The organism is Shewanella bicestrii (assembly GCF_002216875.1).
GTDB classification, from domain to species: Bacteria; Pseudomonadota; Gammaproteobacteria; order Enterobacterales; family Shewanellaceae; genus Shewanella; species Shewanella seohaensis.
Genome location: NZ_CP022358.1, coordinates 3,152,179 through 3,172,101 on the forward strand (window position 1 = coordinate 3,152,179; position 19,923 = coordinate 3,172,101).

Annotated in this window: 13 protein-coding genes and 15 tRNA genes; 12 read left to right on the plus strand and 16 right to left on the minus strand. The window is 48.4% G+C overall.

What is annotated here, in order from left to right; genetic code table 11:
* Positions 1-21 precede the first annotated feature (21 nt).
* The 5 genes from CF168_RS13650 to CF168_RS13670 form a co-directional block, all read right to left on the minus strand.
* Positions 22-1,542, minus strand: coding sequence for a phospholipase D family protein (locus CF168_RS13650; protein WP_430980745.1), 1,521 nt, complete (start codon positions 1,540-1,542; stop codon positions 22-24).
* A 148-nt stretch (positions 1,543-1,690) separates the two neighbouring features.
* Positions 1,691-2,161 (minus strand): dual specificity protein phosphatase family protein, encoded by a 471-nt coding sequence (locus CF168_RS13655; RefSeq protein WP_089068135.1) that lies wholly within the window; start codon positions 2,159-2,161, stop codon positions 1,691-1,693.
* Between the two features lie 65 nt (positions 2,162-2,226).
* Positions 2,227-3,510 carry a DEAD/DEAH box helicase gene (locus CF168_RS13660; RefSeq protein WP_089068136.1) on the minus strand — a complete coding sequence of 428 codons (1,284 nt, stop codon included), beginning with the start codon at positions 3,508-3,510 and terminating at the stop codon, positions 2,227-2,229.
* 37 nt (positions 3,511-3,547) lie between these two features.
* On the minus strand, positions 3,548-4,114 hold the full coding sequence (locus CF168_RS13665; RefSeq protein WP_089068137.1) for a methylated-DNA--[protein]-cysteine S-methyltransferase: 567 nt from the start codon (positions 4,112-4,114) through the stop codon (positions 3,548-3,550).
* Positions 4,115-4,243: 129 nt separating this feature from the next.
* Entirely contained in the window at positions 4,244-5,872 is a 1,629-nt protein-coding gene (locus CF168_RS13670) for a DNA-3-methyladenine glycosylase 2 family protein (RefSeq protein ID WP_089068138.1), read from the minus strand.
* Between the two features lie 181 nt (positions 5,873-6,053).
* Here CF168_RS13670 and CF168_RS13675 point away from each other — a divergent pair, with 181 nt between their 5' ends.
* Positions 6,054-7,883, plus strand: coding sequence for an ABC transporter ATP-binding protein (locus CF168_RS13675; protein WP_089068139.1), 1,830 nt, complete (start codon positions 6,054-6,056; stop codon positions 7,881-7,883).
* A gap of 523 nt (positions 7,884-8,406) precedes the next feature.
* Here the strand turns inward: CF168_RS13675 and CF168_RS13680 are convergent.
* The 11 genes from CF168_RS13680 to gltX form a co-directional block, all read right to left on the minus strand.
* Positions 8,407-8,482 (minus strand) — tRNA-Glu (locus tag CF168_RS13680).
* Positions 8,483-8,582: 100 nt separating this feature from the next.
* Positions 8,583-8,658 (minus strand) — tRNA-Glu (locus CF168_RS13685).
* 99 nt (positions 8,659-8,757) lie between these two features.
* Positions 8,758-8,833: transfer RNA gene (locus CF168_RS13690), tRNA-Glu, on the minus strand.
* Positions 8,834-8,933: 100 nt separating this feature from the next.
* Positions 8,934-9,009, minus strand: a tRNA-Glu gene (locus CF168_RS13695).
* Between the two features lie 100 nt (positions 9,010-9,109).
* Positions 9,110-9,185: transfer RNA gene (locus tag CF168_RS13700), tRNA-Glu, on the minus strand.
* A gap of 100 nt (positions 9,186-9,285) precedes the next feature.
* Positions 9,286-9,361, minus strand: a tRNA-Glu gene (locus CF168_RS13705).
* Positions 9,362-9,461: 100 nt separating this feature from the next.
* A tRNA-Glu gene (locus CF168_RS13710) sits at positions 9,462-9,537 on the minus strand.
* Positions 9,538-9,601: 64 nt separating this feature from the next.
* A tRNA-Ala gene (locus tag CF168_RS13715) sits at positions 9,602-9,677 on the minus strand.
* 106 nt (positions 9,678-9,783) lie between these two features.
* Positions 9,784-9,859 (minus strand) — tRNA-Glu (locus CF168_RS13720).
* 67 nt (positions 9,860-9,926) lie between these two features.
* Positions 9,927-10,002, minus strand: a tRNA-Ala gene (locus CF168_RS13725).
* Positions 10,003-10,106: 104 nt separating this feature from the next.
* Positions 10,107-11,516, minus strand: a complete 1,410-nt coding sequence (gene gltX / locus CF168_RS13730; RefSeq protein WP_011625747.1) for a glutamate--tRNA ligase — start codon at positions 11,514-11,516, stop codon at positions 10,107-10,109.
* Between the two features lie 599 nt (positions 11,517-12,115).
* On the opposite strand from gltX, the gene CF168_RS13735 reads away from it, so the two are divergent.
* The 11 genes from CF168_RS13735 to CF168_RS13785 all read left to right on the plus strand — a co-directional run bounded on the left by CF168_RS13735 (position 12,116) and on the right by CF168_RS13785 (position 19,823).
* Positions 12,116-12,191 (plus strand) — tRNA-Val (locus CF168_RS13735).
* A gap of 48 nt (positions 12,192-12,239) precedes the next feature.
* Positions 12,240-12,315 (plus strand) — tRNA-Val (locus CF168_RS13740).
* Between the two features lie 32 nt (positions 12,316-12,347).
* Positions 12,348-12,423 (plus strand) — tRNA-Val (locus CF168_RS13745).
* Positions 12,424-12,464: 41 nt separating this feature from the next.
* Positions 12,465-12,540, plus strand: a tRNA-Val gene (locus tag CF168_RS13750).
* Between the two features lie 26 nt (positions 12,541-12,566).
* Positions 12,567-12,642 (plus strand) — tRNA-Val (locus tag CF168_RS13755).
* 143 nt (positions 12,643-12,785) lie between these two features.
* The gene (locus CF168_RS13760) at positions 12,786-13,016 is read left to right on the plus strand and encodes a hypothetical protein (protein ID WP_069455278.1); all 231 of its coding nucleotides are present in this window, start codon (positions 12,786-12,788) and stop codon (positions 13,014-13,016) included.
* Positions 13,017-13,410: 394 nt separating this feature from the next.
* On the plus strand, positions 13,411-14,433 hold the full coding sequence (locus tag CF168_RS13765) for a TRAP transporter substrate-binding protein (RefSeq protein WP_086904585.1): 1,023 nt from the start codon (positions 13,411-13,413) through the stop codon (positions 14,431-14,433).
* A gap of 62 nt (positions 14,434-14,495) precedes the next feature.
* Entirely contained in the window at positions 14,496-15,140 is a 645-nt protein-coding gene (locus CF168_RS13770; protein WP_086904586.1) for a TRAP transporter small permease, read from the plus strand.
* Positions 15,140-16,537, plus strand: a complete 1,398-nt coding sequence (locus CF168_RS13775) for a TRAP transporter large permease (RefSeq protein ID WP_011716482.1) — start codon at positions 15,140-15,142, stop codon at positions 16,535-16,537. Before CF168_RS13770 ends, CF168_RS13775 begins: the two co-directional genes overlap by 1 nt.
* 98 nt (positions 16,538-16,635) lie before the next feature.
* On the plus strand, positions 16,636-18,447 hold the full coding sequence (locus CF168_RS13780; protein WP_089068140.1) for a sensor histidine kinase: 1,812 nt from the start codon (positions 16,636-16,638) through the stop codon (positions 18,445-18,447).
* Positions 18,444-19,823 carry a sigma-54-dependent transcriptional regulator gene (locus tag CF168_RS13785; RefSeq protein WP_089068141.1) on the plus strand — a complete coding sequence of 460 codons (1,380 nt, stop codon included), beginning with the start codon at positions 18,444-18,446 and terminating at the stop codon, positions 19,821-19,823. The genes CF168_RS13780 and CF168_RS13785 overlap by 4 nt, the downstream gene beginning before the upstream one ends.
* Positions 19,824-19,923: the final 100 nt, after the last annotated feature.

A 19,923-nucleotide genomic window follows, 5' to 3' on the forward strand; every position in this document is an offset into this window, starting at 1 on the left:
CCGCTATTTAGTCACCTTAGCTTATAACTGTGACTCTATTGGCAATAGCCCGAGAAAATCGGCGACAAAGATACGCCAAAATCCCGCGTCTGGCTCACTGTCGTAGCGCTGCTGCGCCCCATCGTCCCACCAGACGAGATCGCCATCCTCCAAGGCGAGTCGATAGGTATTCGTCGCGAGCTTCTCCTCAATATTATGGCTGACATGGCCACTCAATTGTGGCTGAGTGATCAACAATCCAAGCTCGGTATTCACCGCAGCAGAACGGGGATCAAAATTAAATGAGCCCACAAATATCTGATTATTATCAAATACAAATGATTTTGCGTGCAGGCTGCTTTTTGAGCTGCCATGCCAGCTGTGGGAGCGCTCCCCTGCCTGTGCTTTCACTTCGTAGATTTCGACGCCCGCGGCCAACAAGGTTTTTCGATATTGCTTATATCCCGCATGCACCGCCAGCACATCGGTCGCCGCCAGACTATTAGTAATGACTCGTACCCGCTTACCCGACTGCGCCAAAAGTGTGAGCAGATCGGTTCCCGATTGCGTCGGCACAAAATAAGGCGAAATGATGAGTAACTCGGACTCCACCTGCGTCAGGTAAGGTAATAACTGGCTGAGCAACCAAGTGGATTTATCGCCCTGCTGCAATTTATCGGGCGGGTCAACCAGCACTAAGGCTTTGCCCCAAAACCAAGTCATGCTATCGCTCTGCAAATTTGCCAATAATTGGCTTTCGGCTAAGCGCTTCACATATTCGCTGGATTTGGACTGTTCACGCTGTTCACTCACCCGCTGCGCCAGCGCCTCAAGCTCCGCATGCGTGGGATTATGGTCACTTAAGACTTCAATTGGATGGGTCGTGTCGGCATTCCAATATCGATCAAATTCGTCGGATACCTTAGGCACGGCATCACCCATGGCTAACAGGTCAAAGTCACCAAATTCGAGGTCACGATTCGCCGCAAAATACTCATCACCAATATTACGTCCACCAACAATGGTCATCACATTGTCCACTGTGAACGATTTATTGTGCATTCTGTGGTTTAAGCGACTAAAACCAAACAACATGGCAAGGCCGCGGTAATTACGCTCTGTGCTTGGGTTAAACAGCCGAATATTGATGTTAGGGTGGCGCGCGAGGGCGATTAGCTGCTCGTCCATGTCGGCACTGGTCATATCATCCAGCAATAAACGCACTCGCACCCCGCGATCCGCGGCATCCAATAAAAACCACGTCAGCAAGCGGCCGGTTTCATCATTACGATAAATATAATATTGCAGATCGATACTACTGACGGCGGACTCAATCAGCAACAAGCGAGCGACGAAGGCATCAACCCCATCACCAAGGGGAAACACCCCAGTTTGCTCTGGATGCTGCGCGATAGCAGTTTTTACCGCCTGATACAGGGTGGAGTTTTCGGCTAAGGGATAGGCTGTTTCAATTGATTTTGCGGGTAATTCTGCCATTGAGCTACAACCGTTAATCAACAGGAGCAAAAGCCCCCAAAAGGGAAGCGAGAGACGAAATACCATTTGTTTGACGGGATAACTCTTGCGTTGTTGCCCTATCTCCTTGGCAAGATGCTGAGCGATTGTGTTGGCGAAGGTGGCGCCACAATTGCGCGATGATATCCCTAATATCGTCACTAAATGGTATTCCTTATTTTATGAATTCAGATGGTTATTCCTGTAACGCATAGAGCACATCGAAGGCAAACTGGTCCCAACCTTCGGCAGTAAACGCAATATCGCGAATACTGCGCACTTGACTAACGGCATGCAAAGGCGCGGCGCCATTGACCATCAAGTAATAGGCCATAATAAGCCCAGTACGGTCTTTGCCCGAGCGGCAATGGATTAACACGGGCAAGTTATCGGCTTCACACTGCTGAATAAACGCCAGCGCACGCGGTAACTGGGCAACACATATAGCAATATCCCCTTCCTGCGGCGGGACATTGCGGGAGAAAGGAATGCATTCATAACGCAATCCATGATGCTTAAAACTGCCCGGCTCACAGCCCTCTCCGCCATTCACGGATAACACGGCGCGGATCCCAGAGTCCTTGAGCTCGGCTAAATCCCAAGGATCCTTATTGGGGCCACTTCGACCCGCTATCTTGCCTTCAACTAACCAAAATAGATGCTGCATACTGCTCCCACAAACCAGATGCGAAGGGACATGAGATGCACTAAGCATAACTCACGTCCAAGGAATTAAGACTTTTTACCCCAAAATTCAAGGTTCGCCGCGGGTAACTGTTTACGCTTTTTCTTGCCAGTGCCTTCGGGTTTAGCCTGCGGTTTTTCCTGCGCTAACACTTCCAGTGGCATCTCAGCATTCGCTTCAAATCCCGGGATTTGTTCACGTACCAGTTTGATTTTGTTTTTCTTTTCAATTACGCCGAAGTGATGATATTCCTCATGGGAAATCAAGGTCACCGCCAAACCCGCCTCTCCCGCGCGGCCGCTACGACCAATACGGTGCATATAGTCGGCTGGACTTCTTGGCAAATCGAAGTTAATCACCACAGGGAGTTTATCAATATCAATACCGCGGGCTGCGATATCGGTCGCAATCAACACACTGATTTCGCCACTTTTAAAGCCATCGAGTACCCGAGTTCGCGCGCCTTGCGCCTTATCGCCATGGAAGACTTCGGCACTGATCCCACGTTTAGACAGCTTCTGTGCGAGGTGATTACAAGTGTTTTTAGCGCTGACAAAAATAAGCGCCTGCGACCACTGATGTTGCTTAATCAAGTGTGCTAACAACGCCGTTTTTTGTTCACGGTTGACTGTGATAACGCGCTGCTCAATGGTACTTTCTTGCTCACTTTGTAGATGATATTCAAGCGGTTGATGGAGTAATTTCGCCGTGAGTGCACGCACTTCTTCAGGGAAGGTCGCCGAAAACAACAAGGTTTGTTTCTTGGATGGCAGCGCCTCAAGCACTTGATTTAATTCATCGGTAAACCCAAGGCTTAACATGCGGTCCGCTTCATCTAGCACTAAAGCCGAGACGCGGTTTAACTTAAGCGCATTGCTGGCTAATAAATCCAATAAACGGCCTGGTGTTGCCACCAGCACATCGGCACCCGCGCGTAAACTTTGCATTTGCAGATTGGCTGACACGCCGCCGAACGCCGCAACTATCTTAAGCTGACCATTAAAATGAGAGGCATAGGATAAAAAGCTATCGGCAACTTGCTGCGCCAATTCGCGGGTTGGCACCAGTACCAAACAACGCACTTGGCCTGCCGACTTTTCCGCAGTTTTCGCCTCAAACAGGCGCTGTAATAACGGCACGGCAAAGGCAGCCGTTTTGCCTGAGCCCGTATTCGCCCCCGCTAATACGTCCCGTCCACTGAGCACGGCCGGAATAGTGGCCGCTTGTATGGGCGTAGGGGCCGCATAGGTCAGCTCAGAGAGTCGATTACACAGGGGCGCAATAATGCCAAGTTCGGCAAAGCTGGCAACGGAGGAAGAAGCTTGGGTCATAAAAAATTACATGGCTCATCAATAACAAATATGACCGCTATTCTAACGTAAAATGCGCTCCCTTGCTTGTCGATTCCAGCATTAACAGCTGTTGTTTCATCGTGAGTCCATAGGCATAACCAGTTAATTGGCCATTTTTACCAATGATACGGTGACAGGGCACAATAATCGCGATGGGATTGGCGCCATTGGCGGCACCTACCGCCCTGACGGCTTTGGGCCTGTCGATACGCTGGGCGATGTCGCCATAACTGCAACTCTGGCCATAATCGACCTGCACCAGCGCCTGCCACACCTGCTGCTGAAATTCGGTGCCCTTGGGCGCTAAGCTCAAGTGGAACTCGGTTAGCTCACCGCGAAAATAATCTTGAAGCTGCGCCTTTGCCTGCTGGATATGGCTTTTGGCTCGCGCGAGTTCATCATCAGTTGCAACCTTTAGCGGGATCTCCGTTCGGCTCGACCCAACGACCGTTAAGTGGCTTAATCCGTAGGCATTGGCATTGAGTTGTAGTACGCCGACAGAGGTACTTAAGGTATCGACAACGCAGGGCTGATAATCTTTGGCCGTTGGCGCGCTAATCAGTTGGGATAAATTCGGGCTCATAATGGTTCTCGTAAACGGCTTTAGTACAGTGTTTTCGTACTGTGTTTCAAATAGTTAATAGTGGCTCTCATATGGAGCCTCGTCACTGGTTCCTAGTCACTGGAACAATAACGAGTGGCCTGCAATGCCTTATGCATTGGACCACAGCTGGAAGGTCAAATAACTCCCCCAAGGGGCGATATCCGCACTCACCCGTTGTGCAAGCGCCGTATAATCCAGCTGTTTTACCGCTTCAATATCCAAGCCTCTTTGCTCGGCAACACTGGCTAACAATTGTTTTTTAACAATTAAATCCGTGTGTAAGAAGATATTCGGATCGCCAAGTCCACGCAATTTGGCGTAGGCAATGGTCCAAGGACCTATACCTTTTACCCCAATCCACTCATCGACTGGAGCTTCGGGCTGCTCACAGATAAACGCCGCAAGCGCATTGAGCGCCAGTTTGCGGGCACCGGGCATTTTAAGCTCATCGAGACTCGCCTCACGAATCGACTGCGGCGTGGGGAACAGGCGATATTCCCGCCCATTTAAACTAAAGCGCTCGCCATAGGCTTCGACCAATATATTCAGTAACTTAGTCGCCTGCACTACGCTCACCTGCTGACCTAAGACGGCTCGACAACCCGCCTCAAACACCGCGCCTGCGCCAGGGATCCGAAGCCCGGATTTGCTACTGAGTTTTAGATCGGTCAAGTGCTGAAGGTTGTGTTCAATCAGCTGCATATCGGCATCGAGATCTAAAATGCGTCGCACTTGGGTGATGAGCTTTTGTAGGCCCGATAAGGGCGAGTCGGGCGTTAACGTCAGCGTGATTTTAAAGCGATGCAAAGGCGCCTCATGGACGATATGCACCACAGCGCGGATATCCTCAAGTTGCAGAGTACGGCCATACTCAAGTGGTATATTTGGGTCAATCGCCTCATGGAAGTGAGGGGCTACACTCTCACTAAACCATTCCATGCCTTCGACGGCGCGCAGGCGATAAAAGGCTAATTGCGCTGACCAATCGAGTGGCGGCCGGTAATACTGATACAGACTCAAACTGTGCGCTGGCATCTCCTGCGAACAAGCGAGTTCAGTACTCTCCCCGTCGTCAATTTTAATAGTCGATTTCTGGCTGGATTTTCGTAACTGGGTGGGCGTTAATTGCAGCGCCTGCTGAAATGCCTCGTTGAAACGGCGGATGCTGTTAAAGCCTGCGGCAAGGGCGACCTGAGTGATGGGCAACTGCGTCTGATGCAACAACTGCTTTGCGAACAATAACTGACGATAGAGGGCAAATTGTTTAGGTGAAGTGCCAAATCCTGCGGTAAATAACTTATTTAAATAACGGCTGCTGATCCCCAGTTTGTCAGCCAAGGCCTCGACCGTTAATCCTTGCTCGCCAGATAAGGCGCCAGCTTCAATCAAACCTATGGCTCTGTCTAAGGTTGTGTTGGTGCCTTTCCACGGATTAGAGCCTGGAGCACTGTCGGGGCGGCAACGTAGACAAGGCCTGAGTCCCGCCTGTGCAGCTTTAATGGCCGAGTCAAAATAACGAACATTTTCTTCTTTAGGTGCAACAGCTGGGCACACTGTTCGGCAATAAATTCCTGTACTTAACACGCCCACAAAGAACTTACCGTCAAAACGTGGATCGCGGCTCATGCGCGCTTCACGGCAAATCCCGGCGGATATTTGGCAATCCTGCGCGTCGCTTGATGCCGGCTCGTATGGCGGTTTTGGGGCTGAATTTTGGTTCACGCTTGTCTGCTTCATTTGGCTATCCGACACTCTTATTCACAATTTTGTACTTGTCGGTTACTGTACGTCACCCTATGCTAGCACACTCGCGGAAAACGGAACTGGATCATCGCGTGCTTTTAAAGTGCAAGATCCTATATGCTAGACACCTCGACGTTTTCCCCATCCACTTTTCTCAATAAAATAGAGTCAATTCATGTTTAAACGATTTGAATCTTGGGTTGAAGCCCTGCCCGATGGTGAACCTACCAAGCCGCCCACTGGGGTGTATGCGTTTTGCCGGCATTACACTAAGGGCTATGAATTACCGCTTATATTAATGTCGGTGCTGACGGCATTGATCGCCATGCTCGAAGTCTCGCTCTTTGGCTTTATGGGGCAATTAGTCGATTGGTTAGTGAAAAAAAGCCCTGAGACGCTCTTTCAAGATGAAGGCACGACGCTGTTATTAATGGGGCTGATGGTCCTAGTGGTGATGCCATTATTAGTGCTATTTCATGCGCTGATCATGCATCAAACCTTGCTGGGTAATTATCCCATGTCGATTCGCTGGCTTGCGCATCGCTATCTGCTCAAGCAAAGCGTGTCCTTCTATCAAAATGATTTTGCCGGCCGCATTGCCACTAAAGTGATGCAAACTTCCCTTGCGGTCCGAGAGACCGTAATGAAGCTCCTCGATGTGCTGGTGTACATTTTAGTGTATTTCACCTCCATGCTGGTGATGGTGGCCAGTGCCGATGTGCGTCTGGTGATCCCCATGCTGATCTGGCTGGCGCTCTATATCGGTTTACAGTGGTATTTTGTGCCTAGGCTGAAAACGGTTTCGACTGAACAGGCCGATGCGCGCTCGACGATGACGGGACGCATTGTCGACAGTTACACCAATATCACCACGGTGAAACTCTTCGCCCATACGGATAAAGAAGCCGAATATGCCAAGGCGAGTATGCGCAGTTTCCTCGACACTGTGTACCGCCAGATGCGCCTTGTCACGGGGATCAGTGTCAGTGTGCAAGTGATTAACTATATGCTCGCCTTCAGTATTGCCGCTGTGTCTATCCTGCTCTGGAGTGACAATGCCATCTCTGTTGGAGCGATTGCAATTGCCGTGAGTTTAGCGCTGCGTCTCAATGGTATGTCGCAATGGATCATGTGGGAAATCAGTTCGTTATTTGAAAATATCGGTACAGTGACCGATGGGATGAATACCCTTTCCAAGACAACACTTATCCAAGATTCGCCCAATGCCAACACTTTAGTGGTTGAGCAAGGACGTATCGATTTTAATCAGGTGAGCTTCCATTACGGCGAAGAAACCGGTGTTATTGAAGATCTGAACCTCAATATCAAAGCGGGCGAAAAAGTCGGTCTCGTTGGCCGCTCGGGCGCGGGTAAGTCTACGCTAGTGAACCTGTTGATGCGTTTTTACGATGTTGAGAAAGGCCAAATTTGTATCGATGGTCAAGATATTAAAACGGTCAAGCAGGACTCACTGCGTTCACAGATTGGCATGGTGACCCAAGATACGTCTCTACTGCATCGCACGATTCGGGAGAATATTCTTTACGGTAATCCTGATGCGAGCGAAACCCAACTCGAACATGCAATAAAACAGGCTCAGGCCCATGATTTTATTAATGAACTGACCGACCCTAATGGCAACCATGGCTTAGATGCACAAGTGGGTGAACGTGGGGTTAAGCTCTCCGGCGGACAGAGACAACGTATCGCGATTGCTCGGGTACTATTGAAAAATGCGCCGATTTTACTGCTCGATGAGGCGACTTCCGCCTTGGACTCCGAAGTGGAAGCTGCGATTCAGGAAAGCTTGTACGAATTGATGCAAGGGAAGACTGTGATCGCAATTGCCCATAGATTGTCCACTATCGCGGCTATGGACAGATTAATCGTGCTAGATCAAGGTCGTATTGTCGAACAAGGCACTCATCAAGAGTTAATTGCCGCAGGCGGTATCTATGCCCAGCTTTGGGCGCATCAAACTGGTGGCTTCCTCGGGATTGAGTAGCTTTGCGTTTATTAAGCGCACTACCTTGCACTTTGATGTGAAAAATCATTGAGTTTGGATGTAAAAGGCGACCTCGAGTCGCCTTTTTATTTGGCTTTATTATTGGTCTTATTGTTTGCGTTTGCTTTATTAGCTGGGTAGTACAACACAGAGTTTGTTGCCAGCACTTATCCTCAACAATATCCGCATCCTCAAAATATCCATAAACAGGGCCCTTTAACTATGGTGATCTACTGAGAGCGGACGCCGTTTGCTCTTATATAGGTACTGCGATTTGATAAGAGGTAAATACAGCAAAAAGTACCAACTCCCCTACTACCCTCCAAGACAAATAAACTGATACGATCTCAATAGAATAGGCTTATGGCTTATGGCTTATGGCTTATGGCTTATGGCTTATGGCTTATGGCTTATGGCTTATGGCTTATGGCTTATGGCAGGGTAACGAATTTTAGATACAAAAAAACCACCTAACGGTGGCTTATTGTTCTCAACTAACATTAGTGATTAATTTTAGTTGAGGTGGTATCCCCTAGGGGATTCGAACCCCTGTTACCGCCGTGAAAGGGCGGTGTCCTAGGCCTCTAGACGAAGGGGACACAAGGACTTATGTTTAGCCTCATCACTGAGGTCTTGCTAGTTATCTCACAAATCACTCGCTAGTCATTTGTGATAGCACCCTATCTTTATGGGATAAGGTGGTATCCCCTAGGGGATTCGAACCCCTGTTACCGCCGTGAAAGGGCGGTGTCCTAGGCCTCTAGACGAAGGGGACACAAGGACCGATGTTTAGCCTCATCACTGAGGTATGACTGTTAACTCACAAATCACTCGCTAGTCATTTGTGATAGCACCCTATCTTTAAGGGATAGAGTGGTATCCCCTAGGGGATTCGAACCCCTGTTACCGCCGTGAAAGGGCGGTGTCCTAGGCCTCTAGACGAAGGGGACACAAGGACCGATGTTTAGCCTCATCACTGAGGTCTTGCTAGCTATCTCACAAATCACTCGCTAGTCATTTGTGATAGCACCCTATCTTTAAGGGATAGAGTGGTATCCCCTAGGGGATTCGAACCCCTGTTACCGCCGTGAAAGGGCGGTGTCCTAGGCCTCTAGACGAAGGGGACACAAGGACTTATGTTTTTCCTCATAACTGAGGTCTTGCTAGTTATCTCACAAATCACTCGCCAGTCATTTGTGATAGCACCCTATCTTTATGGGATAGAGTGGTATCCCCTAGGGGATTCGAACCCCTGTTACCGCCGTGAAAGGGCGGTGTCCTAGGCCTCTAGACGAAGGGGACACAAGGACTTATGTTTTTCCTCATAACTGAGGTCTTGCTAGTTATCTCACAAATCACTCGCCAGTCATTTGTGATAGCACCCTATCTTTATGGGATAGAGTGGTATCCCCTAGGGGATTCGAACCCCTGTTACCGCCGTGAAAGGGCGGTGTCCTAGGCCTCTAGACGAAGGGGACACAAGGACTGATGTTTAGCCTCATCACTGAGGTTTTGCTAGTTATCTCACAAATCACTCGCTAGTCATTTGTGATAACACCCTATCTTTTAGGGATAGAGTGGTATCCCCTAGGGGATTCGAACCCCTGTTACCGCCGTGAAAGGGCGGTGTCCTAGGCCTCTAGACGAAGGGGACACAAGGACATATTAATTTGAAAACTATTAATGACTAACAGTGCTCTCGCTTAATACGGCGAATTTGGTGGAGCTAGACGGGATCGAACCGTCGACCTCTTGCATGCCATGCAAGCGCTCTCCCAGCTGAGCTATAGCCCCAAATTCTTTCGACATACTGATATTCAGTATATATCGCAGAAACTGGATTTGTTCTTACCAAACGACTCGTTAGTCATTTGCTAGGAACCCTATGTGATAAACATAGTGGTATCCCCTAGGGGATTCGAACCCCTGTTACCGCCGTGAAAGGGCGGTGTCCTAGGCCTCTAGACGAAGGGGACACAAGGACATATTAATTTGACTCGCATTATTACTAACGCTTATCCCGCTTAATATCGGCGGTAAGTTTGGTGGAGCTAGACGGGATCGAACCGTCGACCTCTTGCATGCCATGCAAGCGCTCTCCCAGCTGAGCTATAGCCCCAAACTTATCAAGCTGTATTTAAGTGCACTACAAGCATTCGCTCGTCTGTGTCTCAACTACGGGGCGCATTCTATGCAGCGCACCTAAATGTGTCAACTCGTTTTTTAGGAATTTATTCTATCTGCTACAAATTCAATCGCTTTGGATATTCTTTGCTCAGAACGCGCCTTTCCTATTAAGAATAAGGTGATATCTAAGCCAGGAGACTGCCCTGCACCTGTCACAGCGACACGTAATGGCATACCTACTTTACCCATACCGACTTCTAATTCGGTCGCGGTGGCTTCAATCGCTTGGTGGATAGCTTCAACAGTCCACTCAGTTAATGCAGCCAGTTTTTGTTGCACTAATTGCAATGGCTCAAGCGCGACACCACGTAAGTGCTTTTTCGCTTGCTCGGCATCGAACTCTGCGAAGTCTTCATAGAAGTAGCGGCTAGAAGCGGCTAACTCTTTTAAGGTCTTAGCGCGTTCAGCCAATGCTGTCACTACCGCAGATAACGCAGGGCCATTTGAGGTATCGATCTTTTGATCGTCCATATGCCATTGTAAGTGCGACGCCACATATTCAGGATCGAGTGTCTTAATATAGTGTTGGTTTAACCAAACCAGTTTTTCGGTATTAAAGGCAGAAGGCGCTTTGTTGATGTCGTCTAACTTAAAGAGCTGCTTCATTTCTTCTAAAGAGAACACTTCTTGATCGCCATGTGACCAACCTAAGCGAACTAAGTAGTTAAGCAGTGCTTCAGGCAGATAACCATCATCACGGTATTGCATTACGCTTACCGCACCATGGCGCTTAGATAACTTGGCACCATCGTCACCTAAAATCATCGACACGTGGGCATATTCAGGAATAGGCGCGCCTAATGCTTTAAGGATGTTGATTTGACGTGGGGTGTTGTTGATATGGTCTTCACCACGCACCACACAAGTGATCCCCATATCCCAATCGTCAACCACCACACAGAAGTTATAAGTCGGAACGCCATCGGTACGGGCAATGATCAGATCATCTAATGCATCGTTTGAAAACTCGATACGACCACGAACATGGTCATCAAACACCACTGAGCCACCGATAGGATTTTTAAAACGCACAACAAAAGGCTCGTCAGTGTCACGCGCAGGCAAGTCACGGCAGCAACCATCGTATTTTTGGGCTTCGCCGTTTGCCGCTTGTGCTTCTCTTAAAGCATCGATACGTTCACGCGAGCAATAACATTTATAAGCTGTGCCCTGCTCTAACATCTGCGCGATGATTTCGTTATAACGATCAAAACGTTTAGTTTGATAGTACGGGCCCTCATCCCACGTCAGACCTAACCAATTCATGCCCTCTAAAATGGCATCACAGGCAGCCTGAGTTGAACGTTCAATATCCGTATCTTCGATACGTAAAACAAACTCACCATTATTGGCACGAGCTTGTAACCAAGAATAAAGAGCAGTACGGGCACCGCCCACGTGCAAAAAGCCTGTTGGGCTTGGGGCAAAACGCGTCTTAGTTGTCATAATGGGACACTAACCTATATAAAGTCGTCTAGATAAAGACAATCACGGTAAAAAGTGGGCTTATTCTAGCAGCCTAAGTCTGCGCTGCAAATGGCACTTAGTGCAGGTATTGCAGATCCCCTCAAAGTATCAGCCCAAAGGTGAGCGCTTTAGATGGCTCTGATAAAGATGAGAATCCAGCGCCCCATATCCGAAAACAAACACTCGAAAACCCAAGCCATGTCATCGAAACTAAATAAAGGATACGCATCTCTATTTAGAAACATGCCATCGAGATTTAGCAAAATAGATGAAGAGAATGGCGCAGTGCCCTCCTCCCTTTATCGTTCAAGCCGTATAGACAACACTCTTTAGCCTAAAAAAGCCGCTAACCCTCAAAAAAGAACGCTTAACTATGCGATAGGCTGACTTATTGGCAAGGTGAGCGCAAAAGCCTGAAAAGAAAATACCGACGAAATTGTCCAATAAAGTAACACTTTGAATGATGACGTGATTAACATTAAGTCAATCCGAGCAAAAATAGCGCGACCAATGCTTTTTTCATTAAAAAGCGTTGACACTCGATCGAACCTCCCTATAATACGGCTCCACACAGCAGAGGTCGCTTAGCTCAGCTGGGAGAGCACCTCCCTTACAAGGAGGGGGTCACTGGTTCGATCCCAGTAGCGACCACCATGTGTTAAATGCAAATTTAATCATGGTATACAAGTTGTTATATGCCCGGGTCGCTTAGCTCAGCCGGGAGAGCACCTCCCTTACAAGGAGGGGGTCACTGGTTCGATCCCAGTAGCGACCACCATATACTTCTCATTCACTGTGTCGTCATTCTCCGGTCGCTTAGCTCAGCCGGGAGAGCACCTCCCTTACAAGGAGGGGGTCACTGGTTCGATCCCAGTAGCGACCACCATATTTTTAGAATGACATTAAAATTTGTATTGAAAGAATTCCGGTCGCTTAGCTCAGCCGGGAGAGCACCTCCCTTACAAGGAGGGGGTCACTGGTTCGATCCCAGTAGCGACCACCATAATTCTTCAGTACTGATTTACCCCGGGTCGCTTAGCTCAGCCGGGAGAGCACCTCCCTTACAAGGAGGGGGTCACTGGTTCGATCCCAGTAGCGACCACCATATTCCCCCAAAAACTTTACCCCTAGCTCAACTCAACTATGCTTTATCTTAATCAGCATCTGCTTAACTGAGTCTGTTACCCAGTATTCAATCCGATTAAACGCTGCTGATTGTTGCCTTAGGCATATTCGGAGATCAGCACTATGGCCAGCGTCAGTCAATCTGCATCCCTCACCAATATTGCAGCGTATTTAAAGCATACTCATGCCTGCGATGAACAAACCGCGCTGAGGGAAGCCCGTGAAGTCATGCACAATCTCGTCAGCATGCGCCAAAAAGGTTTTATTACTGGCTGGTATTTCGATGAGCGCGGGCATTTGGAGTTACTTCCGAGTGATGAAATCCTCAAGCGAATTGGCGAAGATCACGGCTGACTGCTGCATTACTTCATCTTAGCCATCTCACCAATCCCCTGCTCTATAGTCATTTTTCAGCTAGCTTTTGATCTAAAAGCAACTTATTTTGCTCAGTTAATCATCAAGCTAAAAAACTCTGCTCATACCCCACAAAATGCAGTTTGGGTGGGTTTCCACCCATAGCCAAAATCAACGTGAGCGAGATCTCACCCACAAAACTAAAAGTGTGACAAACGTCAAATGAACTACACTTTATTAACCAAACACTTACAGAGTGCATCGTAACTTGGCGTGGTATTTGCCTTTATTAAGACAGACCTCAGGGAAATCAAGGCTGTATTCCTACTCACACTTGGTAACAAACTAACCAAGGCTGAGGACAAATCCTAACAACAGAAAAAGGAACTCAAAAATGACATTGAATCAACAAATGGGTATCACACGTCCATTAAAAACCGTAGCTAAGATGCTGGCACTGGCCTCAGTGTTCGCGACCAGCTTTAACCTGTTTGCGGCGCCCGTTGAAATCAAGTTCTCCCACGTGGTTGCAGAAAATACGCCAAAGGGTCAAATGGCGTTGAAGTTTAAAGAACTCGTTGAACAACGTTTACCTGGTGAATATACGGTCAGTGTATTCCCTAACTCACAGTTATTTGGGGATAACAACGAGTTAGCGGCACTGCTGTTAAACGATGTGCAATTTGTCGCGCCTTCTCTCTCAAAATTTGAACGTTATACCAAACGCCTACAGGTTTTCGACCTGCCATTCCTGTTTAATGACATGGATGCAGTAAACCGTTTCCAACAAGGCGAAGCTGGCCAAGCCCTGCTGAACTCAATGAGCCGTAAAGGGATTGTCGGTTTAGGTTATCTGCACAATGGTATGAAGCAGTTCTCTGCTAACACACCACTGAAACAACCTTCTGATGCTAAGGGCTTAAAATTCCGTGTAATGGCATCTGACGTATTAGCAGCTCAGTTTGATGCTGTGGGCGCTATCCCAGTGAAGAAACCTTTCTCTGAAGTGTTTACCCTACTGCAAACTCGTGCGATCGACGGTCAAGAAAACACTTGGTCTAACACCTACTCACAAAAATTCTATGAAGTTCAAAGCCAAATCACCGAAAGTAACCACGGCGTGCTGGACTACATGGTCGTAACCTCTGACGCCTTCTGGAAGAGCTTACCAGCGGATAAACGTAAAGTGATCAAAGAAGCCTTAGATGAATCTATCGCCTTAGGTAACAAGATCGCCGCTGAAAAAGATAACGAAGACAAACAATTAATCCTTGATTCTAAACGTTCGCAACTGGTGACCTTAACACCGGATGAGCGTCAAAAATGGATTGATGTAATGAAACCTGTTTGGGCGAAGTTTGAAGACCAAGTAGGTAAAGATGTGATTGAAGCCGCTGTTGCTGCAAATAAACAATAATGAAATAAACCGCTTAACCTCTTTTTGGGGTTAAGCGGTATTTGAGCGAGGGGAGTACAGCTGTGATATCGCGAATTTTTGGTTACTTCGAAGAAGGGGTGCTCAACCTCTTAATCACCTTAATGACACTCTTAGTGTTCACAGAGGTAGTGGCGCGGTTTTTCTTCAATACCGGTTTTTTATGGATCCAAGAACTGACCTTAACCCTCTGTGGTTGGTTTGTGCTTTTTGGTATGTCCTATGGGGTGAAAGTCGGTGCTCACATCGGTGTTGATGCGTTTGTTAAAAATCTGCCCCCTAAGGCTAAAAAGATCACTTCCCTAGTGACGGCATTGATTTGCTTAGCTTATTGCGGACTATTTTTAAAAGGTAGCTGGGAATATCTGTCACAGATGTACCAAATCGGCGTACCGATGGAAGATATTCACTTTCCTAAGTTCCTGTTAAACAGCTTAGATCCCGACTTTGCTTGGAACACCTTAAAGATTGATGTCGAAGACGGCGCTGTGCCCATTTGGTTATCCCAAAGCATTTTATTGATTGGTTTTAGCATGTTGACTTGGCGTTTCTTAGAACTGTTTATCGCCATCCTACGCAACCAAGTCTCTGGATTCCAATTTGCCGACGAAGCGAAAGAAAGCATGCATTTAATTGATGAAGGTGCTCAGCACGCACAACAAGAAACAGACAATAAGGAAGCGAAGTAATGGCCATTGCGACCCTCTTTACTGCCCTACTCGTCTGTATGTTTTTAGGTATGCCTATCGCGATTGCGTTAGGTTTCTCGAGCATGCTGACGATTTTATTCTTCTCCAACGACTCCCTCGCCTCTGTGGCGTTAAAACTATATGAGTCATCGTCAGAGCACTATACCCTGCTGGCGATCCCATTCTTTATTCTGTCCTCAGCCTTCCTGTCAACCGGTGGGGTGGCACGACGGATCATCGACTTTGCGATGGACAGTATCGGCCATATCCGTGGCGGTTTAGCCATGGCCTCTGTGATGGCCTGTATGTTATTTGCCGCGGTATCGGGTTCATCTCCAGCAACTGTGGCCGCCATTGGCTCGATTGTGATCGTCGGCATGGTGAAAGCAGGTTACCCCGAAAAGTTTGCCGCCGGCGTAATTACCACTTCTGGCACCCTAGGGATTTTGATCCCACCTTCAATCGTGATGCTAGTGTATGCGGCGGCGACGGAAGTGTCGGCAGCCAGAATGTTTATGGCGGGCTTAATCCCTGGTTTGATGATGGGCTTCCTGCTGATGATTGTGATTTACATCGTCGCCCGTTTTAAAAATCTGCCATCACGCCCCTTCCCCGGCTTTAAGCAGCTGGGGATTTCCAGTGCTAAAGCCTTAGGTGGTCTGGCGCTGATCATTATCGTGTTAGGTTCAATCTATGGCGGTGTAGCCAGTCCAACCGAAGCCTCTGCCGTAGCCTGTATGTATGCCTATTTCATTGCGGTATTTGGTTATCGCGATATTGGCCCATTGAAAAATGTCGCATGGCGTAACCCTAATGAGCCTATTCCCAGCGCCATTGTCCGTAACTTAGGCCATATGGCGCTCGGACTGATTAAAACCCCAATCGACAAAGAAATCCGCCATGTGGTGCGCGACGGGGCAAAGGTCAGCATCATGTTGCTGTTTATCATTGCCAACGCCATGCTATTCGCCCACGTGCTGACTACAGAGCGTATTCCCCATATCATTGCCGAACATATTGTGGGCATGGGCTTACCCGCGTGGGGCTTCTTAATCATTGTCAACTTACTGCTGTTAGCGGCGGGTAACTTTATGGAGCCATCGGCCATCGTGCTGATTATGGCGCCAATCCTGTTCCCGATTGCCACCCACTTAGGTATCGACCCTATCCACTTAGGCATCATCATGGTGGTAAACATGGAGATTGGTATGCTGACGCCGCCTGTGGGGCTTAACCTCTTCGTGACGGCGGGGATCACAGGCCGCAGTATCGGCTGGGTGATCCAATCTGTACTACCTTGGTTAGCACTGATGTTGGCCTTCTTGGCGCTTATCACCTATGTGCCACAAATCTCCCTGTTCTTGCCAGAATTTCTGGATAAGCTCAACGGATATTAATCTCAAGGAATAAGGATTATTCCTTGATTCTAGATAGTTTTTAAGCGAGCCTACTCAGGCTCGCTTTGTTTTATTTAGTGTGGACAGGATTACCTGCTATGTTGCCCATGACGCCCAAGGCCAAACAACGTCTTTTAATGACCATAGTGCTACTTGCGGGCTTATTTGCCATCTTAAAATTGACCTATTGGGTGCACTTTCATCAGGGCAAAATTGAAATACAACAACAATCCGAGCGACAACTCAAAGAGCTGGTTAGCTTCCTCGATGGCGCCCTGTCGCGTTACGAGAGTATCCCCCATGTATTGTCGACCAACCCCATGCTCGCCAATGTGCTCAACGATCAACAAAACCCCAAGAAAGTACAAGAACTTAACCTGTACTTGGAAGAGATTCAGCATGTCACTGAGGCATCCGATATCTATCTTATCGACGCCCTCGGCATTGCGATTGCCGCCAGCAACTGGCAGCAGCCTTTTTCGTTTATCGGCAAAGACTACTCCTTCAGACCCTATTACACCGATGCGATTTCGGGCAATTTAGGCCGCTACTATGCGGTGGGCACCAGTTCGGATAAACGTGGCTTTTACTTCTCTTACCCTATTTATCAGCAAGGCGCCAAAGGCATTCTGGGTGCCATTATTGTGAAAGTAGATATCGCCGATATCGAGCAGCAAAGCACCAGTATTGCGATGGCGGGGCAATATCAATTCCTCATCAGCGACCCCGACGATATCGTATTTATTTCCAGTGTCGATGAATGGCGCTTAGCCTCACTCACGCCGCTGACTCAGGCCAAACAATATGCCTTAAATGCCTCAAAACGTTACGCGGAGCGGCCGATTGGCGAATTACTGATAAAGCCACAATATCAAGAAGATAGTCTGAGTAATGGCCATATCTATCAAATTCGCTCCGGCAACAGTCAGGCGCAATATATGGACACCCATCATTTGATGACCAAAGCGGGTTGGAGAGTGCATATTTTGGCGCCGATGAAACCCCTGCTCGAATCTATGCCCGCTCTTATGCTGCTATCGGCCTCTATCTACTTACTGCTCGCCTTAGGCTTACTCTTTAGTAGCGAGCGTCGCCGCAACCTGCAACGTATGCAACTCGCCCAGAGTTTACTGGAGCAAAGGGTGGAAGAGCGCACCCAAGATCTGCAACAGGCCAATGATCGCCTCAAAGACACTCAGGATGAACTCATTCAAGCGGCTAAGTTGACCGTGATAGGTAGCCTATCCGCCAGTATCAACCACGAGCTGAATCAGCCCTTGGCCGCTCTTCGCAGCTACGCGCAAAATACCCAAACCTTCCTCGCCCGCAATATGCCGGATAAAGCCTCTGATAACCTGAAAATTATCATCGAGCTGACCGACCGCTTAGCCGATATTGTCGGTCAATTTAAGAGTTTTACCCGTAAGAGCCAAGGCACGGATAGCGCCACCGATCTTAAGGGCTGTATCAAACAAGCCCTCACCATAGTCCAGCCCGAAATCGACAAGCAAGGGGTTGAGCTCGATGTGCTGTTGCCCGAAGGCCAATATCAGGTCTGGGGTGATAAGGTGCGATTGCAGCAAGTGTTTGTGAATATTATGAGCAACGCGATTGTCGCCATGCAGCAATCTTCAAAACGGACACTGAGTATTAGGGTAAACTGTGCGGACAAGTTCTGTATCAGTATTCAGGACTCAGGCCCAGGGGTGCGCGAGAGCCAGATGGAGAAGATTTTCGAGCCCTATTTCACCACCAGCGAGCGTACAGGGCTTGGACTAGGTTTATCCATTTCCCAGCGCATTATCGAGTCTATGCAGGGGCAAATTAATGTTGCCAATGCCGAGGACGGCGGCGCAATTTTCCATATTATTTTACCGATTTATTTAGCCGAGGAACGTCAGTCATCATGAGTCTGCCCAATTCAATTCAAGACTATAGCGTACTGATCATCGACGATGAGCCCCATATTGGTACAGTGCTCGTCCAACTGTTTGAGCTGGAAGGCATTAGAGCCTTCGCCACTACCGATCCCAAAGGGATAGCCAAATTACTCGACAAGGACTGGGCGGGCGTGGTGATTTCCGATGTGAATATGCCGCAACTCGATGGCATCAGTTTGATGCAGCAAATTCGTCAGCAAGATCCCGATTTACCCGTGGTGCTGCTCACTGGCTTTGGCGATATCGCCATGGCAGTCAATGCCTTAAAACAAGGCGCCTACGATTTTCTCGAAAAACCCTTTAACAACGAACACATGCTAGATGTGGTGAAGCGCGCCTTAGATAAACGTAGCCTCACCCTAGAGAACCGTAAATTAAAGAAAGAGTTAGAAAGCCATAACGTGCCCGGGCCAAGAATATTAGGCCACAGTGTCGGCATTTTGCGCATGCGCCATATCATAGACCAAGTGATCGACACCCCCGCCGATGTGCTTATCGAAGGTGAAACGGGTACAGGTAAGGAATTGGTCGCCCGCTATCTGCACGACCACAGCAGTCGCAATCAGGCCAACTTTGTCGCCATTAACTGCGGCGCCATTCCCGAGAACTTGATTGAGAGCGAGCTATTCGGCGCCGAAGCCGGAGCCTTTACTGGTGTCGATAAACTGCGTATCGGTAAGTTTGAGTATGCCAACGGCGGCACACTCTTTTTAGATGAAATCGAAAGCACGCCACTGTCGTTACAGGTCAAACTGCTGCGGGTGCTCGAAGATCGCAAGGTCGAGCGCCTAGGCTCCAATAAGAGCATTCATTTGGATATTCGGGTCATTGCCGCCACTAAGGTGGATTTAAAGTCCCTGTGCGACACAGGAGAGTTTCGCCAAGACTTGCTCTATCGCTTAAATCTGGTGACTGTGCCGATTCCGCCACTCAGGGATCGCCGCGAAGATATTCCCTTATTATTCTTGCACTTTGCCCGTATGGCCTCGGCGCGTTATCACAAGGCACTGATTGCCCTCAATGCCGAGCAGAATGCCATCCTCACCTCCCACGACTGGCCAGGTAATGTGCGTGAGCTGCGAAATCTGGCAGAACGTTATGTGTTACTCGGTGGTGAAGCGGCCTTCGCCGGCAGCTTAGGTAATGCACCGAGCCTGCATACCAGTATGTCACTGCTGCAACGGGTCGAGTTTTTTGAGCGGGTATTGATAGAAGAAGCCTTAAGCCATAACAAGGGCAGCATTAAGCAGACCATGGAACAACTCGAACTGCCGCGTAAAACCTTGTACGACAAGATGCGTAAGTACGATTTAGACCGCAAACAATATATCAACGCTGACGAGTAGCCTGTCGGTGACAATAAAAACCCCGCAAACCGATTCACGGCTGCGGGGTTTGCTTTATCTAAGGAACCTCAAGCTAGCATTTCAATGCTGATGTATCAAA

Excerpts from the sequence above, each read along its gene's own strand:
- CF168_RS13650 (WP_430980745.1), bottom strand. The coding sequence starts at position 1,542 with ATGGTATTTCGTCTCTCGCTTCCCTTTTGGGGGCTTTTGCTCCTGTTG.
- CF168_RS13655 (WP_089068135.1), bottom strand. The coding sequence starts at position 2,161 with ATGCAGCATCTATTTTGGTTAGTTGAAGGCAAGATAGCGGGTCGAAGT.
- CF168_RS13660 (WP_089068136.1), bottom strand. The coding sequence starts at position 3,510 with ATGACCCAAGCTTCTTCCTCCGTTGCCAGCTTTGCCGAACTTGGCATT.
- CF168_RS13665 (WP_089068137.1), bottom strand. The coding sequence starts at position 4,114 with ATGAGCCCGAATTTATCCCAACTGATTAGCGCGCCAACGGCCAAAGAT.
- CF168_RS13670 (WP_089068138.1), bottom strand. The coding sequence starts at position 5,872 with ATGAAGCAGACAAGCGTGAACCAAAATTCAGCCCCAAAACCGCCATAC.
- CF168_RS13675 (WP_089068139.1), top strand. The coding sequence starts at position 6,054 with ATGTTTAAACGATTTGAATCTTGGGTTGAAGCCCTGCCCGATGGTGAA.
- gltX (WP_011625747.1), bottom strand. The coding sequence starts at position 11,516 with ATGACAACTAAGACGCGTTTTGCCCCAAGCCCAACAGGCTTTTTGCAC.
- CF168_RS13760 (WP_069455278.1), top strand. The coding sequence starts at position 12,786 with ATGGCCAGCGTCAGTCAATCTGCATCCCTCACCAATATTGCAGCGTAT.
- CF168_RS13765 (WP_086904585.1), top strand. The coding sequence starts at position 13,411 with ATGACATTGAATCAACAAATGGGTATCACACGTCCATTAAAAACCGTA.
- CF168_RS13775 (WP_011716482.1), top strand. The coding sequence starts at position 15,140 with ATGGCCATTGCGACCCTCTTTACTGCCCTACTCGTCTGTATGTTTTTA.
- CF168_RS13780 (WP_089068140.1), top strand. The coding sequence starts at position 16,636 with ATGTTGCCCATGACGCCCAAGGCCAAACAACGTCTTTTAATGACCATA.
- CF168_RS13785 (WP_089068141.1), top strand. The coding sequence starts at position 18,444 with ATGAGTCTGCCCAATTCAATTCAAGACTATAGCGTACTGATCATCGAC.